Here is a 20012-nt window from a genome sequence, read left to right as displayed (position 1 = left end):
ATAGGATGATTGCGTTATCATCTTTATATAGAAAGAAAAAGAGGTATTACAGATGGCTATTATCTTACCAGATCTTCCATACGCTTACGATGCATTAGAACCATACATCGATGCTGAAACAATGCACTTGCACCATGACAAGCATCACCAAGCTTATGTCAACAATGCTAATGCAGCTCTTGAAAAACACCCTGAAATCGGTGAAGACCTTGAAGCTTTGCTCGCTGACGTAGAATCTATCCCAGCTGATATCCGTCAAGCGCTTATCAACAATGGTGGTGGACACTTGAACCACGCTCTTTTCTGGGAATTGATGACTCCTGAAAAAACAGCTCCTTCAGCAGAACTTGCAGCAGCAATCGATGAAACTTTCGGTTCATTCGAAGAATTCCAAGCAGCCTTCACTGCAGCAGCAACAACTCGTTTTGGTTCTGGATGGGCTTGGTTGGTTGTGAACAAAGAAGGTAAGCTTGAAGTAACTTCAACTGCAAACCAAGACACACCAATCTCAGAAGGTAAAAAACCAATCTTGGGCTTGGACGTTTGGGAACATGCATACTATGTGAAATACCGTAACGTTCGTCCTGACTACATCAAAGCTTTCTTCTCAGTTATTAACTGGAATAAAGTAGACGAGCTTTACGCAGCAGCTAAATAATCTTAATAACGACACCTTTTGGTTAGAATTTGCATCTAACTTGAAAGGTGTTTTTTGTTTGCTCTGATAAGAAGTATCTGTCTCATGATTTTCCTTTGTTGGATAGGCTTGATTTATGGTATAATGATAAGATAGAAATCGAAGGAGAAATCATGAATATTCAACAATTACGCTACGTTGTAGCTATTGCTAATAGTGGTACTTTTCGTGAAGCAGCTGAGAAGATGTACGTTAGCCAGCCGAGTCTATCTATTTCTGTAAGAGACTTGGAAAAAGAGCTAGGCTTTAAGATTTTTCGTAGAACCAGTTCAGGAACCTTTCTTACTCGCCGTGGTATGGAATTTTATGAAAAGGCACAAGAATTGGTTAAGGGATTTGATGTTTTCCAAAACCAGTATGCCAATCCTGAAGAGGAAAAAGATGAGTTTTCAATAGCTAGCCAGCACTATGATTTCTTACCTCCAACCATTACAGCTTTTTCTCAACAGTACCCAGACTATAAGAATTTCCGTATCTTTGAATCTACAACGGTTCAGATTTTGGATGAAGTAGCCCAAGGGCACAGCGAGATTGGGATTATCTATCTCAACAATCAAAACCAAAAGGGAATCATGCAGCGGGTTGAAAAGTTAGACCTCGAGGTGATTGAGTTGATTCCTTTCCAAACGCATATCTATCTACGTGAAGGTCACCCCTTGGCTAAGAAAAAAGAACTGGTCATGGATGATTTAGTCGATTTACCAACAGTTCGTTTCACACAAGAGAAGGATGAATATCTCTATTACTCAGAAAACTTTGTGGATACAAGTGCTAGCTCTCAAATGTTCAACGTAACAGACCGTGCAACCTTAAACGGAATTCTTGAAAGAACAAATGCTTATGCGACTGGTTCAGGATTTTTGGATAGCGATAGTGTTAACGGAATCACGGTTATTCCACTAAATGATAATCTTAATAATCGCATGGTTTATGTCAAACGTGAGGAAGTAGACTTGAGCCAAGCAGGGACTTTATTTGTAGAGGTTATGCAAGAGTATTTTGATCAGAAGAGGAAAGCATGAAAAAAAGAGGAATAGTAGCAGGAGTCATAGCAATCTTAATAGTGTTAGATCAATTGGTAAAATCTTACGTCGTTCAGAATATTTCTCTTGGTGAAATTAAATCATGGATCCCAAATCTGGTCAGTTTGACCTATCTGCAAAATAGGGGGGCAGCCTTTTCTATCTTACAAGATCAGCAGTTGTTATTCGCTGTCATTACCCTGGTCGTCGTGGTAGGTGCCATTTGGTATCTCCATAAACACATGGAGGATTCCTTATGGACTGTCTCTGGATTGGTTTTGATTATTGCAGGTGGTCTAGGGAACTTTATTGACCGCATTAGCCAAGGATTTGTCGTGGATATGTTCCACTTAGACTTTATCAATTTCGCGATATTCAATGTAGCTGATAGTTATCTGACAGTAGGAGTAGTTGTGTTATTGCTTGCAATGCTAAAAGAGGAAATGAATGGAAATTAAAATTGAAACAGGTGGACTACGCTTAGATAAGGCTTTGTCAGATTTGACAGAACTGTCGCGAAGTCTCGCCAATGAACAAATCAAATCAGGCCAAGTCTTGGTCAACGGCCAGGTCAAGAAAGCCAAGTATACGGTCCAAGAGGGCGATGTCGTTACTTATCAGGTGCCAGAACCAGAGGTTTTGGAGTATGTAGCTGAGGATATTCCTTTAGATATTATTTACCAAGATGAGGATGTAGCAGTAGTCAATAAACCTCAAGGAATGGTTGTTCATCCAAGTGCTGGTCATACCAGTGGTACCTTGGTTAATGCCCTTATGTATCATATCAAGGACCTATCGGGCATCAATGGTGTCTTGCGTCCAGGGATTGTCCATCGTATTGATAAAGATACATCTGGACTCTTGATGATTGCTAAAAACGATGATGCCCATTTAGCACTAGCTCAAGAATTGAAGGACAAGAAGTCTCTTCGAAAATATTGGGCCATCGTTCATGGGAATCTTCCTAACGACCGTGGAGTCATTGAGGCGCCGATTGGACGTAGTGAAAAAGACCGTAAGAAACAAGCTGTGACTGCTAAAGGCAAACCAGCAGTGACACGTTTTCAAGTCTTAGAACGTTTTGGTGATTATACATTGCTGGAGTTGCAACTGGAAACAGGACGAACTCATCAAATCCGTGTGCATATGGCCTACATCGGTCATCCAGTCGCTGGTGATGAGGTTTATGGCCCTCGTAAAACCTTGAAAGGACATGGGCAATTTCTTCATGCCAAAACGCTTGGATTTACTCATCCTAAAACAGGGGAAACTATGGAATTTACTGCTGATATTCCAGATATCTTTAAAGAGACTTTGGAAAAACTTCGAAATAACTAGACAGAAAAAGGACTCAAGCGAGTCCCTTTTTATTTGCGTTTTTTCTTAGCTTTTTTCATTTTATTAGCCATGCGTTTCATGGATTGCTTCATAGCAAATTCCCCGATTTTTCCCTTGAGACCTCCACCAAACATTTGGCTCATATCTGGCATTCCTGCTACGCCAAGAGCTGATAAGTCAGGCATACCACCTTGTCCCATCATACCTTCAAGGACTGACATATCCATACCTCCAGGCATATTTTTAGGAAGATTGTTAGGGTTGATGCCCATTTGTTTCATCATCTTGTTCATGTCACCAGACATAACACCTTGCATGAGTTGTTTGGCTTGGTTAAAGTCCTTGATGAACTTGTTGACTTCGATGAAGGTATTACCAGAACCAGCTGCAATACGACGACGGCGACTTGGAGTGAGCAAATCTGGATTTTCACGTTCTTCAGGAGTCATAGATGAAACGATGGCACGTTTGCGAGCAATTTGTTTTTCATCCACCTTCATATTTTGAAGGGCAGGATTGTTGGCCATACCTGGAATCATCTTGAGCAAATCTTCCATTGGTCCCATATTTTGCACCTGATCCAACTGATCGATGAAATCGTTGAAATCAAAGGTATTTTCTCTCATCTTCTCAGCCATTTCAATGGCTTTTTGCTCGTCGTATTCTTGGGAAGCTTTCTCAATCAGAGTCAGCATATCCCCCATACCGAGAATACGGCTAGCCATACGATCAGGGTGGAAGGTTTCAATGTCGGTAATCTTTTCACCAGTACCAGTGAATTTGATTGGTTTTCCTGTGATGTGACGAACAGAGAGGGCCGCACCACCACGAGTATCACCATCAATCTTTGTAAGGATGACGCCAGTGACCTCTAGTTGAGCGTTAAATTCACGCGCAACGTTTGCAGCTTCCTGACCGATCATGGCATCGATGACCAAGAGAATCTCATTTGGTTGAGCAAGTGCTTTAACGTCACGGAGCTCATTCATGAGAAGTTCATCAATTTGCAAACGACCTGCCGTATCGATCAAAACATAGTCGTTATGGTTAGCTTTCGCTTGCTCCAAACCTTGGCGAACAATCTCAACTGCAGGGACTTCAGTACCAAGAGCAAATACAGGTACGTCAATCTGTTGTCCCAGTGTCTTGAGCTGGTCAATAGCAGCAGGACGATAGATGTCAGCTGCGATCATTAAAGGACGAGCATCCTCTTCCTTTTTGAGTTTATTAGCAAGTTTACCTGCAAAAGTTGTTTTACCAGCCCCTTGCAAACCGACCATCATGATAATGGTTGGGATTTTTGGTGACTTGATAATCTCAGCTGTGTCCGAACCAAGGACATCTGTCAATTCTTCATTGACAATCTTGATGATTTGTTGAGCTGGATTGAGGGTATCAATGACTTCATGCCCAATGGCACGTTCACGAACCTTTTTGATAAAATCCTTAACCACAGGCAAAGCAACGTCGGCTTCTAAAAGTGCCAAACGAATTTCCTTGGTTGCTTCTTGGATGTCGCTCTCTGTAATTTTTCCTTTTTTACGTAGGTTTTTAAAGACGTTCTGCAAACGTTCTGTTAAATTTTCAAATGCCATTATTTTCTCCTATTTTTTCAATTCAGTGGAAATCGTCCGAAATGTTGCAAACACTCTAGTTCTTCGGGTGTGACTTCTTTCATGATTTCATTTGGATAACCCCAACAGCTAAAACCTATTTGCATAGCTTTGGAGATATCATTGGGCGAGATAATCTGTAGTCTTGTAGGAAATGGTTCCTCTGCAGTTAACAGTTTGCAAGGTATTCCTTTATAGACAACAAGATTTTCCATGATTACTCCCTATTATCAATACTGGTCAAAATCTCAATTTGCTCTTGCAGAAAAGCATCCTCTGGATAACGCTCCAAAATCTGGTCAAAAATCTGACCGCGAACAATGTAATCAGAGTACATATGGAGTTTCATCTCATAGTCTTCCAGAATCTTTTCAGTTCGTTTGATATTATCATAAACAGCCTGGCGACTGACGCCAAATTCTTCCGCAATTTCAGCTAAACTATAGTCGTCTGCATAGTAGAGCTCGATATAGTTCATCTGCTTATCGGTCAAAAGGGCTGCATAAAATTCAAACAGAGCATTCATTCGATTGGTTTTTTCAATTTCCATAAGATTTATTATACCAAAAAAAAGCCCAATCCGCTAGCTGGGGGCTGATTTTAGCTAGAAGTTAGAAAATAAGCTTTTCACTGTTCTTTTCTGACTATGAAGCCTTTTTTTGATATAATGGATAGGATTATAATGATTTAGAAAGAGGTAGTTATGAAAGAATTAGAATCAGTGTTACAAGACCATTTTAAACTTGTTTTTACAGATAAAAGCTTACTTGAAACAGCTTTTACCCATACCAGTTATGCCAATGAGCACCGCCTCTTAAAAATTTCACACAACGAACGCTTGGAATTTTTAGGAGACGCTGTTCTGCAATTATTGATTTCAGAATATCTGTTTAAAAAATACCCTAAAAAACCAGAAGGGGACTTGTCTAAACTCCGTGCTATGATTGTACGAGAAGAAAGTTTGGCTGGTTTTGCCCGTGACTGCCAGTTTGACCAATTTATCAAGCTAGGAAAGGGAGAGGAAAAATCTGGAGGCCGTAATCGAGATACCATCTTGGGAGATGCTTTCGAAGCCTTTTTGGGTGCCTTGATTTTAGATAAGGATTTACTTACGGTAAAAGAGTTTATCTACCAGGTCATGATTCCAAAAGTTGAGGCTGGTGATTTTGAGATGATTAAAGACTACAAGACCCACCTTCAAGAATTGCTCCAAGTTAATGGAGATGTTGATATTCGTTATCAGGTGATTTCAGAGATTGGACCAGCCCATGATAAGATGTTTGAGGTTGAAGTCCTTGTTGAGGGGCAAAGTTTAGGTTCCGGTCAAGGACGCTCCAAAAAATTAGCAGAGCAGGAAGCCGCTAAAAATGCAGTTGAGAAAGGGCTGGATTCATGTATTTAAAGGAAATTGAGATCCAAGGGTTTAAGTCCTTTGCTGACAAGACCAAGGTTGTTTTTGACCAAGGGGTGACGGCGGTTGTAGGACCAAATGGCTCTGGGAAATCAAATATCACTGAAAGCCTCCGTTGGGCACTTGGTGAATCTAGTGTCAAGAGTCTTCGTGGTGGGAAGATGCCTGATGTCATCTTTGCAGGAACAGAAAGTCGGAAGCCTCTAAACTACGCTTCTGTTATTGTTACTTTGGATAACCAAGATGGTTTTATCAAGGATGCAGGCCAGGAAATCAAGGTGGAGCGTCACATCTATCGTACTGGAGACAGTGAATACAAGATTGACGGTAAAAAAGTTCGTCTTCGTGATATTCATGACCTTTTCTTGGATACTGGACTTGGACGTGATTCCTTCTCTATTATTTCCCAAGGGAAGGTCGAAGAAATCTTTAACTCTAAGCCTGAGGAACGCCGCGCTATCTTTGAAGAAGCTGCCGGAGTCTTGAAGTATAAAACCCGTCGAAAAGAAACTGAAAGCAAGCTGCAACAAACTCAGGACAATTTAGACCGCTTGGAAGACATCATCTATGAGTTAGACAATCAAATCAAACCATTAGAAAAGCAAGCAGCAACAGCTCGTAAATTTATGGACTTGGACGGTCAGCGTAAAGCCATCTACTTGGATGTTTTAGTTGCACAAATTCAAGCCAATAAGGCTGAATTGGATGTGACAGAAGAAGAATTAAACCAAGTCCAAGAACTGTTGACTAGTTATTATCAAAAACGTCAAGACTTAGAAGAAGAGAACCAAACTCTCAAAAAGAAACGTCATGATTTACAAGCAGAGATGGCTAAAGATCAAACTAGTTTGATGGATTTGACTGCCCTAATCAGTGATTTAGAACGGAAATTGGCCTTGTCTAAACTGGAGACAGAGCAGGTTGCTCTCAATCAACAAGAGGCACAGACTCGTTTGGCTAGTTTGGACGAAAAGAGAAATGTTCTCATTCAAGAGAAGGAAGAAAAAGAAACAAATCTCAGTCAGTTAGAAGAAAATCTAGCAGTCAATACTAAGGAAGTCAATCGTTTAGAAGCTGATTTGTTAGCTTTTTCTGATGATCCAGATCAGATGATTGAGCAACTGCGGGAGCGCTTTGTTGCTTTCTTGCAGGAAGAAGCGGATGTGTCTAACCAATTGACACGGATTGAGAATGACCTTGAAAATAGTCGCCAACAGACTCAAAAGCAAGAAGAACAATTCGCATCCTTGAAGGAACAATTGGCTACTGCCAAGTCTAAGGCTGCTGATCAAGAGCTTGCCCTAAAGTCTGCTAAAGAAGAAGTACAGAACTTACTCGCTGACTATCAAACCAGTGCCAAAGAAGAAGAAGCACAAAAGCAGGCTTATCAAAGCCAGCAAAATCAACTATTTGATCGCTTGGATAGTCTGAAAAACAAGCAGGCCAAGGCACAAAGTTTGGAAAACATCCTTAAAAACCATAGTAATTTCTATGCAGGTGTTAAGAGTGTTTTACAAGAGAAAAATCGCCTAGGAGGTATTGTTGGAGCTGTTAGTGAACATTTAACCTTTGATGTTCGTTATCAGACAGCACTTGAAATTGCTCTTGGTGCAAGTAGCCAACACATTATCGTTGAAGATGAACAGGCAGCAACAAAGGCCATCGATTTTCTTAAGAGAAACCGAGCTGGTCGCGCTACCTTCCTACCTTTGACAACGATTAAGGCTCGTAGCATTTCTGGGCAGAATCAAGATGTGATTGCCTCAAGTCCAGGTTTTCTTGGCATGGCAGATGAATTGGTTACTTTTGATGCCAAGCATGAAGCTATATTTAAAAACTTGCTAGCTACAACAGCAATCTTTGATACGGTAGAGCATGCGCGTGATGCAGCTCGCAAGGTACGTTATCAGGTTCGAATGGTAACGCTAGATGGTACAGAATTGCGAACAGGTGGTTCTTATGCTGGTGGTGCCAATCGTCAAAATAACAGTATTTTTATCAAGCCTGAATTGGAGCAATTGCAAAAAGAAATTGCTCAAGAAGAAAAGTTGATTCGTCAGGAAGAAGAAAAACTGAAAACAGTTCAAGAAAACTTAGCTACCCTCACTCAGACTTTGGAAACTATTAAGTCTAAAGGAGAGCAAGCTCGTATAGAGGAGCAGGGCTTATATCTTGCTTATCAACAAACTAGCCAGCAAGTCGAGGAACTAGCAACACTTTTAGAACTTCAGGAAAAAGAATTAAACAATCTCAGAGGTGGAGATTGGCAAACTGAAAAAGAAAAATGCCAAGAACGTCTTGCAGTTATTTCAACTGAAAAGCAAAAGCTTGAATCAGAAATTGAAGAAATCAAGTCCAATAAAAATGCGATTCAAGAACGTTATCAAAGCTTGCAGGATAAACTTTCTCAAGAACGTCTGCTCAAAACAGAAATGATGGGGCGAAAACGTTATGAAGTTGCAGATATTGAACGGATTAACAAAGAACTTGAGAACCTTGATTTGGAGCAAGAAGAGATTGAACGCCTTCTCCAAGAAAAGGTAGACAATCTTGAAAAGGTTGATACAGAACTTTTGGCCAAGCAGGAAGCAGAAGCCAAGAGTCAGAAGGAAGAAATTCAACAAGGGCTCATTCGTAAGCAGTTTGAACTGGATGATATTGAAGGACAGTTGGATGATATAGCCAGTCATTTAGAACAAGCTCGTCAGCAAAATGAAGAATGGATTCGTAAGCAAACACGTGCAGAAGCAACTAAAGAGAAGATTACGGACCGCCTTCGCTATCTTCAAGGTCAACTGACTGAAGAATACCAGATTAGTTATACTGAAGCGTTAGAACAAGCCAACCAATTGGAAGATTTAGCTATGGCTGAACAAGAGGTCAAGGATTTAGAAAAATCTATCCGTTCACTTGGTCCAGTCAATCTTGATGCCATTGAACAGTTTGACGAAGTTCACGAACGCTTGGAATTCTTAAATAGTCAGCGTGATGACATTCTTTCTGCCAAAAATCTTCTTCTTGAAACCATTACAGAGATGAACGATGAAGTGAAGGAACGATTTAAATCAACATTCGAAGCTATTCGTGAGTCCTTTAAGGTGACCTTTAAGCAGATGTTCGGTGGTGGCCAAGCAGACCTAATCCTGACCGAGGGTGATTTATTGACAGCAGGTGTTGAAATCTCTGTGCAACCACCAGGCAAGAAAATCCAATCTCTCAATCTCATGAGTGGTGGAGAGAAGGCCTTGTCAGCTCTGGCTTTGCTCTTCTCAATCATTCGGGTCAAGACCATTCCATTTGTTATCTTGGATGAAGTAGAAGCTGCACTCGATGAAGCAAACGTTAAACGCTTTGGGGATTATCTCAACCGATTTGACAAGGATAGCCAGTTTATCGTTGTTACCCACCGTAAGGGAACCATGGCAGCAGCAGACTCTATCTATGGGGTGACCATGCAAGAATCTGGTGTTTCTAAGATTGTATCTGTTAAACTAAAAGATTTAGAAAATATGGATGCTTAGTTTGTTTTCGATACAACATTTCAAGCTAAAGTATTTAGAATGACCTTCAAGAAGTCGGAGGGTTACAAAAATAAATTGAGGAGCTTATATGGATTTCGATCTATTCCTAATGATCTGTAATTATATTGGGACTATAGCCTTCGCGGCTTCAGGAGCCATCAAAGGATTTGGTAAACGATTAGATATTTTTGGAATTAGTTTATTGGCAATTGTAACGGCAGTAGGCGGAGGGATTTTGAGAGATTCTATTATCAGTCGTTTTCCTTCCTCTCTTGCTGATCCCAGCCCGATTTATGTCTCTATCCTTGTAGCGGTTATCATGTATGTCTTTGTAACTTCAAAACAGGCCAATGCTAGTCATGAAAAAAAGTTCTATAAGTGGTTGAGAGAAGCTTACCTCATCTTTGATTCGATTGGGTTAATTATCTTCTCTCTAATCGGAGCCACAGCCTTAGTGGATAGTAAGCTAAATTTGATGTCTGCAGGGATTTTGGCCTGTTTAACGGGTGCAGGTGGTGGAATTATCCGAGACCTCCTGATCAATGAAGTACCAAGTGTTCTAAAAGAAGATATTTATGCCCTTCTATCTTTCGTAATTGGAGTTATTTATTATTGGTTGGCCTTTGTCCTTCACTTTCCAAGAATCACTGTCTTTATCATTGTTTCTATTGTTGGTTTTGTGATTCGACTCTGCATCATTAAATTCCGACTCTCTTTGCCAAATATGGATAAGAGAACCTTGAATTGATGAATGGCTGAAAGTTTGATTCCAAACCCATAAATAAGTTTAAAATAGTCATTTTATCAGCGTCTAATCTCATGTGGATTAGGCGTTATTTTTTTGCAAATACGGGAAATTAATGATGTCAAGATTAATTTTTGCTAATATATTTGTAATTTAGAATAAGGTAGGAATAGCAATGAGTAATTTGAAACATTCAGTTGATTTTATTAAAGAAATAGAGAAATTAAAGTCAGTGATAAGATTTAATAGAACTCTTGATGGCAGATTTGAAAATAGTGCCGAGCATTCCTGGCAGGGTGCCATAGCTGCGATGGTTCTTCAAGATTATTATCCTGAAAAATTGAATATGGAGAAGGTCATTTCTATGTTATTGATTCATGATTTAGGTGAGATTTATGCCGGAGATACTTGGGTTTTTGATGATGAAAAAAAGCTTCATTCTCATGATAGAGAACTAGCATCTATAGAAAAAACAATGAGTATACTTCCAGAAGAAAAATATTTACAAATGAAAAATTTGTGGTTGGAATTTGAAAAAGGGCAGAGTTCTGAAGCAAGATATGCAAGAGTGATCGATGCATTGGTACCACTGATAAATCACTTAGAAGTGTCAGAATTCAATTATAATCCTGATAATATCAGTGCAGACATGGTATTAGAAAAGAAAAAGTTCATAAAAAGTGAATCAGAAGAATTATGGAAACTGACGGAAGACTTGATTCAGGAAAGTGTGGAAAAGGGCTTATATTTTTAATAACGACTGGCTCTAAATATAGAGAAAGCCTTGGAATAAGCTGTTTCCAAGGCTTTTTAGCTATCTATAGCTATAAGGAAAAAGTTGTTAGAGTAGATGATTTTTATTAGATACCCTTGATTATACCGTAGAGAATATTAGTCAAATAAAATTGTTTTGTTTTCACTAATGCATTTCTTATTATCATCCCAATAGTTAATAGTTTCAAAGCTTCCTTTTCTTAAATAAAGTGGTAGCCTTTTTCTTATTTCATCTTGCATTGGTATTTTATCAATATCTTTTAGATTCCACCATTTTGGCTCACCTTCAGCAGATGTACTTAGTTCACCAGTAAACTGAGTACATAAAAAGTCATAGAAGACAAATCTCTCATTACCAATTGAATTAGTAAAGCCTGAAATTCCTTTTAATTCAAGATTTAATGCAGTGAGTCCAGTCTCTTCCTTAAGTTCCCGTAATGCGGCTTCAAAAAAACTTTCAGGGAATTCAACTTTTCCCCCCGGTGGAATCCAACCAGGAAAATTATCGTGCTGTCTATTAAGTAATAAAATTTCTTGATTTTTCAAAACGCAAATATTAACCCAGTTTTTGATTTTTTCAGTCATATTATTAACCTCCAACAAGTATTTTTTCATATGCAAGATTATATGTCAAGAACTATATGCTATTTATGATTGTGACAAATGTATCTCAGCCAAAGATTGATAATTTTTACGCAATAGCTGATGAACTCTCAGAATAGACTTCAATCAAGAACTTTGGAAGAAAAGTGTTGAGAGGTTGGATATAAAAGAAGGTAAGCAAATCAGCCTGGCCTTTAAATTGGCCCTACGGGATTATTTATAGAAGACAAAGACGTGTCAATTCAGCACGTCTTTTTTTACTTTTTCTATGGTATAATAGAAGGTAGATTTATTAATTGGAGTATGAAGAATTTTATGATTAAATTAGTAGCAACGGATATGGACGGTACTTTTTTGGATGGTGCCGGTCAATTTGATATGGAGCGTCTGAAAAAGTTGCTCCATTCTTATCAAGAAAAAGGAATTTACTTTGCTGTTGCCTCAGGTCGTGGGCTTTTGTCACTTGAAAAGCATTTTGCGGATGTTAAAGATGAGATTATTTTCATTGCTGAAAATGGGAGTCTCGTTCGTTTCCATGGAGAGGACCTTTATGAAGCAACCATGCCTCGTGATTTTTACCTATTAACATTTGAAAAACTAAAAACTTCACCTTATTTTGATGAGAAAAAGATGCTCTTGACTGGTAAAGAGGCTTGCTATGTATTAGACACAGTAGATGAAACCTATCTCATGTTTAGTCATCATTACAATGAAAATATCAAAAAAGTAGCCAGTCTTGAAGATATTACCGATGAGATTTTTAAATTCACAACTAACTTCACTGAAGAAACGGTTGACGCTGGAGAAGCTTGGGTCAATGAACATGTTCCTGGAGTCAAGGCTATGACGACAGGCTTTGAATCCATTGATATTGTTTTAGACCATGTTGATAAGGGAGTCGCTATTGTCGAATTGGCTAAGAAATTAAATCTGGATATGGATCAAGTGATGGCCTTTGGTGATAATCTAAATGATCTTCACATGATGCAAGTGGTTGGGCACCCAGTGGCACCTGAAAATGCACGTCCAGAGATTTTAGAACTTGCTGAAACCATTATTGGACACCACAAGGACCAATCAGTTATCGCTTATATGGAGGAATTATAATGGCAGATATTAAATTAATTGCTTTGGACTTAGATGGAACCTTACTGACGACAGACAAGAAATTAACTGATCGTACCAAGGAAACTTTAAAGGCTGCGCGTGATCAGGGAGTCAAAGTGGTATTGACAACTGGACGTCCCCTCAAGGCTATGGATTTCTTCCTCAAAGAGCTTGGAACAGAGGGCCATGATGATGAGTATACTATCACCTTTAATGGTGGATTGGTTCAGAAAAATACGGGTGAAATCCTCGATAAGACAGTGTTCTCGATTGATGATGTGACACGTATTTACGAGGAAACTGAAAAACTAGGCATTCCTTTAGACGCTATTTCAGAAGGTACAGTTTACCAAATCCAATCAGATCAAGAAAGTCTGTATGCTAAATTTAATCCTGCTCTGACTTTTGTTCCAATTGACTTTGAAGATTTGTCTAGTCAGATGACCTACAATAAATGTGTGACAGCCTTTGCCCAAGAACCACTGGATGCAGCAATTGCTAACATTTCATCAGACTTGTTTAACAATTATGAAATTTTTAAATCTCGCGATATGCTTTTGGAATGGTCACCAAAGAACGTTCATAAGGCTACTGGACTAGCTAAATTGATCGACCATCTAGGAATTGACCAAAGTCAGGTGATGGCTTGTGGAGATGAGGCCAATGACCTTTCTATGATTGAGTGGGCAGGACTCGGCGTTGCCATGCAAAATGCTGTGCCTGAGGTCAAGGAAGTTGCGAATGTCGTGACTCCTATGACCAATGACGAGGAAGCTGTTGCCTGGGCCATTGAAAAATATGTACTGAAGGAGAACTAAAGCATGGGATTATTTGACCGTTTATTTGGTAGAAAAGAAGAACCAAAAATTGAAGAAGTCGTTAAAGAAGCTTTGGAAAACTTGGATCTGACAGAACCTGGCGAGGAAGTTAAAGCACTTGGAACTGATGAAGTTGAAGTGAAAAATACTAAAGAAATCGACCAAAGTTCAGAATTTGAGGAAACTTATTCTAAAGAAGCTAGTGAGTCGGAAGAACCAGTAGCAGAAACTACTCTAGAAACAGTTGATCCAATAGCAACTCCTCAGGAAGAAATTCAGCTTGAAGAAGAAACTGAATGCCATTGTTGTCAGGAAGAGTCAACAAAAGTTGAAGAAACTGAAGCCAGCTCTCAAGAAGTAGTGGAATTTGTTGCAGAAGAATTTGAGTCACCAGTCGAAGAAGTATCTTCAAGTGATAGTGGCGAGGATAAAGCTGATCAAGTTCAACCAGACGAGATGGAGTCAGATACTTCTGAAGAAGTGGAAGAAGATCTAGTAATCGAAGAAATTCCTCCAGTTCAAGAGACTGTACAGGAAAAATATGACCGTAGTCTCAAGAAAACTCGTACGGGATTTGGAGCTCGTTTGAATGCCTTCTTTGCTAACTTCCGCTCTGTTGATGAAGAATTCTTCGAAGAACTAGAAGAACTGCTTATCATGAGTGACGTTGGTGTTCAGTTTGCTTCAAATCTTACTGAAGAATTGCGTTATGAAGCCAAGCTTGAAAATGCCAAGAAACCTGATGTTCTTCGTCGTGTGATCATCGAAAAATTGGTAGAGCTTTACGAAAAAGATGGACAGTACAATGAAAGCATTAACTTCCAAGATGGTTTGACAGTCATGCTCTTTGTAGGTGTTAATGGTGTCGGGAAAACAACTTCAATCGGTAAATTAGCTCACCGCTACAAGCAAGCAGGCAAGAAAGTCATGCTTGTTGCTGCGGATACATTCCGTGCTGGTGCAGTAGCCCAGCTAGCAGAATGGGGTCGTCGTGTAGATGTTCCTGTGGTTACTGGACCTGAAAAAGCAGATCCAGCTAGTGTTGTCTTTGATGGGATGGAACGTGCGGTGGCTGAAGGTGTTGATATTCTAATGATTGATACAGCTGGCCGTTTACAAAACAAGGAAAACTTGATGGCAGAGTTGGAAAAAATTGGTCGTATCATTAAACGTGTCGTGCCAGAAGCTCCGCATGAAACCTTCCTAGCTCTGGATGCCTCAACAGGTCAAAATGCTCTTGTACAAGCCAAAGAGTTCTCAAAAATTACTCCTGTTACAGGAATTGTCTTAACCAAAATTGATGGAACTGCCCGAGGTGGTGTCGTTCTTGCTATCCGTGAAGAACTGAATATTCCTGTTAAGTTGATTGGATTTGGTGAAAAAATCGATGATATCGGTGAATTCAATTCTGAGAACTTTATGAAAGGCCTTCTAGAAGGTTTGATATAAAAGAAAATCCTGCAAGAATTCTTGCAGGATTGTTTTTGATTATTCTAAACGACCATCTTTACGATAAGCGATATCTGGTTGCCAAGTCCATTTGGCTCCGTATTTTTCAAGTAAATCAAAGCTGGCTTGAGGCCCCATTGTACCAGCCTTGTAGTCATGTAGTGGCGCACCATTTTCAGCCCAAAGTTTTTCGATGCGGTCAATCAACTCCCAAGAAGCGCTCACTTCTTCCCAGTGGCTAAAGTTGGTTGAGTTGTTATTCAAAACATCGTAGATGAGCTTTTCATAAGGGTCTGGTGAAGCACCTGTTGCAGTTGCATCTGTTCGATAGTCAAGAGAATTTGGCGCAAGGCTAAACTCTTCCCCTACCTTTTTACCATTAAGACTGAGAGAGAAACCTTCAGTTGGTTGGATATAGATGGTAAGCACGTTTGGTGCTAGAGGGTCTCCGAAAATGGAATCCATTTGATTGAAGACAATATTCACGTGTGTTCCTTTTTCAGTGAGGCGTTTCCCTGTACGGAAGAAGAAAGGTACATCACGGAAGCGATCAGTATTTACAAAGAAGGCACCTGATGCAAAGGTTTCTGTCATAGATTCAGGATTAACATTTGGTTCACTACGGTAAGAGATGTATTTCATGCCATCAACTTTACCAGAACGATATTGACCACGGATGAATTGCTCTTTGAGTTCCTCATCTGTAGGGTGGTAAAGATTTTTAAAGACTTTGATTTTCTCTGCGCGAATGTCATCCTTTGTAAAGCTTGCTGGCTTGTCCATGGCGAGGAGTGACAGAAGCTGAAGTGTGTGGTTTTGAACCATGTCTCGAAGGGCACCAGATTCATCATAGTAGCCACCACGCTCTTCAACACCTAGGCGCTCTGCAAAGGTAATCTGAACGTTATCGATGTGTTCACGATTCCAAACATTTTCAAAAATCATATTGGCAAAGCGAATAGCAAAAATACTTTGAATCATTTCTTTACCGAGATAGTGGTCGATACGATAGATTTGCTCTTCGTTAAAAGTAGCTAGGAGCTCTTCGTTTAGTTTGCTTGCAGTCTCATAGTCTGTTCCAAAAGGTTTCTCAACAATCAAACGTTCAAAGCCTTTACCGTCAACAATCTGCTCTGATTTGAGGTGTTTAGCAATGGTACCAAAGAACTGAGGTGCCATTGAGAGGAAGAAGAGTTTGTTGTGCTCAGTCTGATATTTTTCGTTTAATTCAGCCTGAAGCTTGCGTAATTCGATGTAGTGCTCAGTGTCATTAACATCGTGACTTTGATAGTAAAAATGACTAGCAAATGCTTGAGCCTCTTCTACGCTATCTGCCAAGTCTAAAATAGATTCGACAACGACAGATTCAAAATATTCCTTACTCCAAGGTCTACGAGCAGTTCCAATAACAGCAAAATGATCAGAAAGATTACCTGATTTATAAAGTCTAAAAAGTGAAGGGTAGAGCTTACGTTTGGCCAAATCCCCACTTGCACCGAAAATTGTAACAATAACTTTTGATGACATCTAGCTACCTAATTTCTATTTTGTTTCCTAGTTAAACTAGGCATGAGGAATCCCCATTTTCATATCCTTTATTTTATCATAATTTTCTAAAAAATCCAAAAATCCAATACGTCTATACTAAGAGGCTGGGAAAAATCTCAAATTCAAACCACGTCAGCGTCGCCTTACCGTATATATGTTACTGACTTCGTCAGTTCTATTTACAACCTCAAAACAGTGTTTTGAGCTGACTTCGTCAGTTCTATCTACAACCTCAAAGCAGTGCTTTGAGCAACCTGTGGCTAGCTTCCTAGTTTGCTCTTTGATTTTCATTGAGTATCAGGAACAATCGAAGTAAATCTTCCCAGAATAAAACGCATAATATCAAGTTTTATAATACCTGATACAATGCGTTTTTTTGATTATAAAGACTTTTTGCCCTACCTTTTCTAGGCGTTTAGAACCTTGTCTAAAAATTCTTTAAGACGCGGGTGTTGTGGGTTATCAAAGATTTGGTCAGGTGTACCGTCCTCAAGGAATTCACCGTCTGCAGTAAAGATAACTCGATTGGCAACCTTGCGGGCGAATCCCATTTCGTGGGTTACGATGATCATAGTCATACCTTGTTCAGCCAATTCCTTCATAACGTTAAGAACGTCGCCGACCATCTCAGGGTCAAGGGCAGAAGTTGGTTCGTCAAAGAGCATGATATCAGGGTTCATGGCTAGACCACGAGCGATAGCCACACGCTGTTTTTGACCACCTGATAGGCTTTCAGGATTTGCATTAGCCTTATCAGCGAGTCCAACTTTTTCAAGAAGTTCCATTCCCAATTTTTCAGCTTCGGCCTTAGTCATCAACTTATGCTCTACTGGTGCGAAAGTGATATTTTCCAATACCGTCATGTGTGGGAAAAGATTGAAGTGCTGGAACACCATTCCGATATTTTCACGAACGTGGTCCACGTTGGTTGCTTTATCCGTCAAATCATAACCATTAACCGTGATATGACCTTTTGTACCTTCCTCAAGGAGATTCAAGCTACGCAAGAAAGTTGATTTACCTGAACCAGAAGGTCCAATGATACAAACAACATCTCCTTCATAGAATTTTGCTGAGATTCCTTTAAGGACTTTGTTTTTACCATATTGCTTATGTAAATTATCGACATCGATTTTTAATTTAGCCATTATTGAATCCTCTTTTCTAAGCGTTTTGCAAGTCTAGTAAGAAGAGTGATAATCACAAGATAGAAGACTGCGAGAATTGCATACATTTTGAAACTTTGGTAGTTACGAGCAATGATAATCTTACCAGTCTGGAAGAGTTCGACTAGCCCGATTGCAGATACGATAGTTGTATCTTTAAGAGCGATGACAAATTGGTTGACGAAGTTTGGAAGCATAAGTTTTGTTGCTTGTGGCAAGACAATCTTACGCATGGTTTTACTGTAAGAGATACCAAGGCTTCGACTAGCTTCCATTTGTCCGATAGGAACAGCCTTAATACCACCGCGAACAATTTCAGCGATGTAGGCAGCTGAGTTTAGCGAGAGGGCGATTGTACCAGCGACAAAGTCATTGATTGGACTCTGTTGGCCTGTGATAGACTCGATAAAGTTTGGAATTCCCCAGAAGATAAAGGCAGCAAGAATCATCAGTGGAATACCACGAATCACATCGACAAAGATTTCTGAAATAATACGAAGTGATTTATAAGGACTAACGCTAAACATACCAAAGATAATTCCGATAACAATCGCAATTGCAAAGGAAATCAAAGCTAGAGAAAGGGTAATTCCTAGTCCACTTAGGAGTTGTTTGTAGTTGTTTTTCAACAAGCCCAAGATAGTAGTTTCGTCAACAGTTGATGATTCACTTGTTGAATCAGTTGCAAGGTATTTATCAAGAATCTTTTGGAATTCACCACTTGCTTTAAGATTTGCAAGACCATTGTTGAACATTTCAATCAATTCAGGATTGCTTCCCTTTTTAACTGCAAAAGCAGTTTCACCGATTGGAGTACCTTCGATTGGTGTTTTTAATTTTTGACCTTGACTGATAGAGTATTTAAGAACTGGTTCGTCATCCATTACGGCGTCAATTGAACCAGTGTTCAAGCTATCATACATAGATGAACCGTCTGCAAAGGTTTTAATTTTATAACCATATTTGCTTTGATTTTCAGTTAGGAAGGTTTGAGAAGCAGTACCGTTTTTAACACCAACGGTTTTACCCTTCAAATCTTCATAAGAAGAAATGGTACTTGATTCCTTAACTCCAAGAATAGTATTAGCTGTATAGTAAGAATCAGAGAAATCAAAGGTTTCTTTACGAGCGTCTGTAACAGACATACCAGCAATCATACCATCAGCTTGACCAGATTGAACCGCGTTAATAGCAGCGTCAAAACCTGGGTTGGTGATTTCAATCTCGAAACCTTGGTCTTCGGCAATAGCCTTGATCAAGTCCATATCAATACCAATGTACTGGTTGCTTGAGTTTTGGAAAACAAATGGTGCAAATGAAGAATCACTTGCGATAACGTATTTTGATTTGACTGGAGTAGCTTTTTGCCCTGCGCTTGTAGTAGAAGTGAGAGAAGTCACTTGTGAATTAGTTTTAGAGGAACTTGTCCATTTATTGATAATTTTGTCCAAGCTACCGTCTTTTTTCATCTGAGCCAAAGCTTCGTTAAATTCTGTAACTAGGTATTCGTACTTGCTACCTTTTTTAACTCCAAAAGCAAAGCTTCCAACGGCTTCTCCGTCCATGTTGATACTGAGATCTTGCCCTTGGTTAATAGCGTACTCGATAACAGGTTTGTCATCCATGATGGCATTTACAGACCCTGTACTGAGACTGTTATTCATCAAATCACCAGTATCAAAGGTTTTGATAGTGAATCCATATTTATCTTTGATGCTTTCTAGGAAACGTTGTGCGGCAGTACCGTTTTTTACACCAACAGTTTTACCATTGAGTTCTTCATACTTAGTGATTTTGTTAGACTTAGTCGTTGCGATGACAACTTTTGTATCATAGTATGTATCAGACATGGTAAAGACGTTTTCACGTTCTTTGGTTTTTGTCATACCAGCCATGATCGCATCTGCTTGCCCTGCTTGGACCGCATTGACAGCAGCATCAAAGCCTGGATAAGACATTTGAATATTCCATCCTTTTATCTCAGCGACTTTATTGATGATGTCGACATCAATTCCTTTATAAGTCTGGTCTGTATCTTTAAACTCAAAGGGTGCATAAGCGGTATCACTAACAATCTTGATAGTGTCCGCATTAACATAGCCTAAAGAGAATAAGGGAAATAAAAATAATAAAAATGCAAGGATTTTTTTCTTCATGTTTAGTCTCCTTTTTAGAATATTTACCCATTATAGCAGAAAAT

The 20012-nt window shown here is 39.4% G+C and carries 18 protein-coding genes; 11 read left to right on the top strand and 7 right to left on the bottom strand.

Annotated elements, in window-relative coordinates; genetic code table 11:
- Positions 1-52 precede the first annotated feature (52 nt).
- The 4 genes from sodA (at position 53) to QEZ38_RS03195 (ending at position 3057) form a co-directional block, all read left to right on the top strand.
- Positions 53-658: a superoxide dismutase SodA gene (gene sodA / locus QEZ38_RS03210; RefSeq protein ID WP_281335011.1), complete on the top strand. Its 606-nt coding sequence runs from the start codon at positions 53-55 to the stop codon at positions 656-658.
- A gap of 152 nt (positions 659-810) precedes the next feature.
- On the top strand, positions 811-1719 hold the full coding sequence (locus QEZ38_RS03205) for a LysR family transcriptional regulator (protein WP_281335010.1): 909 nt from the start codon (positions 811-813) through the stop codon (positions 1717-1719).
- The gene (gene lspA / locus QEZ38_RS03200) at positions 1716-2177 is read left to right on the top strand and encodes a signal peptidase II (protein WP_281335009.1); all 462 of its coding nucleotides are present in this window, start codon (positions 1716-1718) and stop codon (positions 2175-2177) included. Before QEZ38_RS03205 ends, lspA begins: the two co-directional genes overlap by 4 nt.
- The gene (locus QEZ38_RS03195) at positions 2167-3057 is read left to right on the top strand and encodes an RluA family pseudouridine synthase (RefSeq protein ID WP_248034108.1); all 891 of its coding nucleotides are present in this window, start codon (positions 2167-2169) and stop codon (positions 3055-3057) included. The genes lspA and QEZ38_RS03195 overlap by 11 nt, the downstream gene beginning before the upstream one ends.
- A gap of 29 nt (positions 3058-3086) precedes the next feature.
- On the opposite strand, the gene ffh is transcribed toward QEZ38_RS03195, so the two are convergent.
- Genes ffh through QEZ38_RS03180 form a run of 3 tightly spaced genes read right to left on the bottom strand, consistent with a single transcriptional unit; the run spans position 3087 to position 5220 of the window.
- On the bottom strand, positions 3087-4652 hold the full coding sequence (gene ffh, locus QEZ38_RS03190) for a signal recognition particle protein (protein ID WP_248034110.1): 1566 nt from the start codon (positions 4650-4652) through the stop codon (positions 3087-3089).
- 17 nt (positions 4653-4669) lie between these two features.
- Positions 4670-4885: a 2-oxoglutarate:acceptor oxidoreductase gene (locus QEZ38_RS03185; RefSeq protein ID WP_281335008.1), complete on the bottom strand. Its 216-nt coding sequence runs from the start codon at positions 4883-4885 to the stop codon at positions 4670-4672.
- Between the two features lie 2 nt (positions 4886-4887).
- Positions 4888-5220, bottom strand: a complete 333-nt coding sequence (locus QEZ38_RS03180) for a putative DNA-binding protein (protein WP_281335007.1) — start codon at positions 5218-5220, stop codon at positions 4888-4890.
- A gap of 153 nt (positions 5221-5373) precedes the next feature.
- Here QEZ38_RS03180 and rnc point away from each other — a divergent pair, with 153 nt between their 5' ends.
- From rnc to QEZ38_RS03160, 4 genes are all read left to right on the top strand, one after another.
- Complete coding sequence (gene rnc, locus QEZ38_RS03175; protein WP_281335006.1) at positions 5374-6072, top strand: ribonuclease III; 699 nt, start codon at positions 5374-5376, stop codon at positions 6070-6072.
- A complete protein-coding gene (smc, locus tag QEZ38_RS03170) occupies positions 6063-9602 on the top strand; it encodes a chromosome segregation protein SMC (RefSeq protein ID WP_281335005.1) in 3540 nt (1179 codons plus the stop codon). The genes rnc and smc overlap by 10 nt, the downstream gene beginning before the upstream one ends.
- 88 nt (positions 9603-9690) lie before the next feature.
- Positions 9691-10350 (top strand): trimeric intracellular cation channel family protein, encoded by a 660-nt coding sequence (locus tag QEZ38_RS03165; protein ID WP_281335004.1) that lies wholly within the window; start codon positions 9691-9693, stop codon positions 10348-10350.
- Between the two features lie 172 nt (positions 10351-10522).
- Complete coding sequence (locus QEZ38_RS03160; protein WP_281335003.1) at positions 10523-11101, top strand: HD domain-containing protein; 579 nt, start codon at positions 10523-10525, stop codon at positions 11099-11101.
- Between the two features lie 137 nt (positions 11102-11238).
- On the opposite strand, the gene QEZ38_RS03155 is transcribed toward QEZ38_RS03160, so the two are convergent.
- Positions 11239-11706 carry an 8-oxo-dGTP diphosphatase gene (locus tag QEZ38_RS03155; RefSeq protein ID WP_049548291.1) on the bottom strand — a complete coding sequence of 156 codons (468 nt, stop codon included), beginning with the start codon at positions 11704-11706 and terminating at the stop codon, positions 11239-11241.
- A 333-nt stretch (positions 11707-12039) separates the two neighbouring features.
- Here QEZ38_RS03155 and QEZ38_RS03150 point away from each other — a divergent pair, with 333 nt between their 5' ends.
- From QEZ38_RS03150 to ftsY, 3 genes are read left to right on the top strand one after another with little or no spacing between them, the layout of a single operon-like run.
- A complete protein-coding gene (locus QEZ38_RS03150) occupies positions 12040-12831 on the top strand; it encodes a Cof-type HAD-IIB family hydrolase (protein WP_281335002.1) in 792 nt (263 codons plus the stop codon).
- Positions 12831-13649, top strand: coding sequence for a Cof-type HAD-IIB family hydrolase (locus QEZ38_RS03145; RefSeq protein WP_281335001.1), 819 nt, complete (start codon positions 12831-12833; stop codon positions 13647-13649). The genes QEZ38_RS03150 and QEZ38_RS03145 overlap by 1 nt, the downstream gene beginning before the upstream one ends.
- A 3-nt stretch (positions 13650-13652) precedes the next feature.
- Positions 13653-15098 (top strand): signal recognition particle-docking protein FtsY, encoded by a 1446-nt coding sequence (gene ftsY / locus QEZ38_RS03140; RefSeq protein WP_281335000.1) that lies wholly within the window; start codon positions 13653-13655, stop codon positions 15096-15098.
- Positions 15099-15137: 39 nt separating this feature from the next.
- Here the strand turns inward: ftsY and zwf are convergent, their stop codons facing one another.
- The 3 genes from zwf to QEZ38_RS03125 form a co-directional block, all read right to left on the bottom strand.
- Entirely contained in the window at positions 15138-16625 is a 1488-nt protein-coding gene (zwf, locus tag QEZ38_RS03135) for a glucose-6-phosphate dehydrogenase (protein WP_281334999.1), read from the bottom strand.
- Positions 16626-17053: 428 nt separating this feature from the next.
- Positions 17054-17794 (bottom strand): amino acid ABC transporter ATP-binding protein, encoded by a 741-nt coding sequence (locus tag QEZ38_RS03130; RefSeq protein WP_001096308.1) that lies wholly within the window; start codon positions 17792-17794, stop codon positions 17054-17056.
- A complete protein-coding gene (locus tag QEZ38_RS03125; protein ID WP_281334998.1) occupies positions 17794-19968 on the bottom strand; it encodes an ABC transporter substrate-binding protein/permease in 2175 nt (724 codons plus the stop codon). Before QEZ38_RS03125 ends, QEZ38_RS03130 begins: the two co-directional genes overlap by 1 nt.
- Positions 19969-20012: the final 44 nt, after the last annotated feature.

It is taken from the genome of Streptococcus taonis (assembly GCF_029948085.1).
GTDB lineage: Bacteria > Bacillota > Bacilli > Lactobacillales > Streptococcaceae > Streptococcus > Streptococcus taonis.
This window is presented reverse-complemented; position numbering and strand designations above follow the sequence as displayed.

Coding starts and splice junctions, on each gene's coding strand:
- sodA (WP_281335011.1), top strand. CDS start 53: ATGGCTATTATCTTACCAGATCTTCCATACGCTTACGATGCATTAGAA.
- QEZ38_RS03205 (WP_281335010.1), top strand. CDS start 811: ATGAATATTCAACAATTACGCTACGTTGTAGCTATTGCTAATAGTGGT.
- lspA (WP_281335009.1), top strand. CDS start 1,716: ATGAAAAAAAGAGGAATAGTAGCAGGAGTCATAGCAATCTTAATAGTG.
- QEZ38_RS03195 (WP_248034108.1), top strand. CDS start 2,167: ATGGAAATTAAAATTGAAACAGGTGGACTACGCTTAGATAAGGCTTTG.
- ffh (WP_248034110.1), bottom strand. CDS start 4,652: ATGGCATTTGAAAATTTAACAGAACGTTTGCAGAACGTCTTTAAAAAC.
- QEZ38_RS03185 (WP_281335008.1), bottom strand. CDS start 4,885: ATGGAAAATCTTGTTGTCTATAAAGGAATACCTTGCAAACTGTTAACT.
- QEZ38_RS03180 (WP_281335007.1), bottom strand. CDS start 5,220: ATGGAAATTGAAAAAACCAATCGAATGAATGCTCTGTTTGAATTTTAT.
- rnc (WP_281335006.1), top strand. CDS start 5,374: ATGAAAGAATTAGAATCAGTGTTACAAGACCATTTTAAACTTGTTTTT.
- smc (WP_281335005.1), top strand. CDS start 6,063: ATGTATTTAAAGGAAATTGAGATCCAAGGGTTTAAGTCCTTTGCTGAC.
- QEZ38_RS03165 (WP_281335004.1), top strand. CDS start 9,691: ATGGATTTCGATCTATTCCTAATGATCTGTAATTATATTGGGACTATA.
- QEZ38_RS03160 (WP_281335003.1), top strand. CDS start 10,523: ATGAGTAATTTGAAACATTCAGTTGATTTTATTAAAGAAATAGAGAAA.
- QEZ38_RS03155 (WP_049548291.1), bottom strand. CDS start 11,706: ATGACTGAAAAAATCAAAAACTGGGTTAATATTTGCGTTTTGAAAAAT.
- QEZ38_RS03150 (WP_281335002.1), top strand. CDS start 12,040: ATGATTAAATTAGTAGCAACGGATATGGACGGTACTTTTTTGGATGGT.
- QEZ38_RS03145 (WP_281335001.1), top strand. CDS start 12,831: ATGGCAGATATTAAATTAATTGCTTTGGACTTAGATGGAACCTTACTG.
- ftsY (WP_281335000.1), top strand. CDS start 13,653: ATGGGATTATTTGACCGTTTATTTGGTAGAAAAGAAGAACCAAAAATT.
- zwf (WP_281334999.1), bottom strand. CDS start 16,625: ATGTCATCAAAAGTTATTGTTACAATTTTCGGTGCAAGTGGGGATTTG.
- QEZ38_RS03130 (WP_001096308.1), bottom strand. CDS start 17,794: ATGGCTAAATTAAAAATCGATGTCGATAATTTACATAAGCAATATGGT.
- QEZ38_RS03125 (WP_281334998.1), bottom strand. CDS start 19,968: ATGAAGAAAAAAATCCTTGCATTTTTATTATTTTTATTTCCCTTATTC.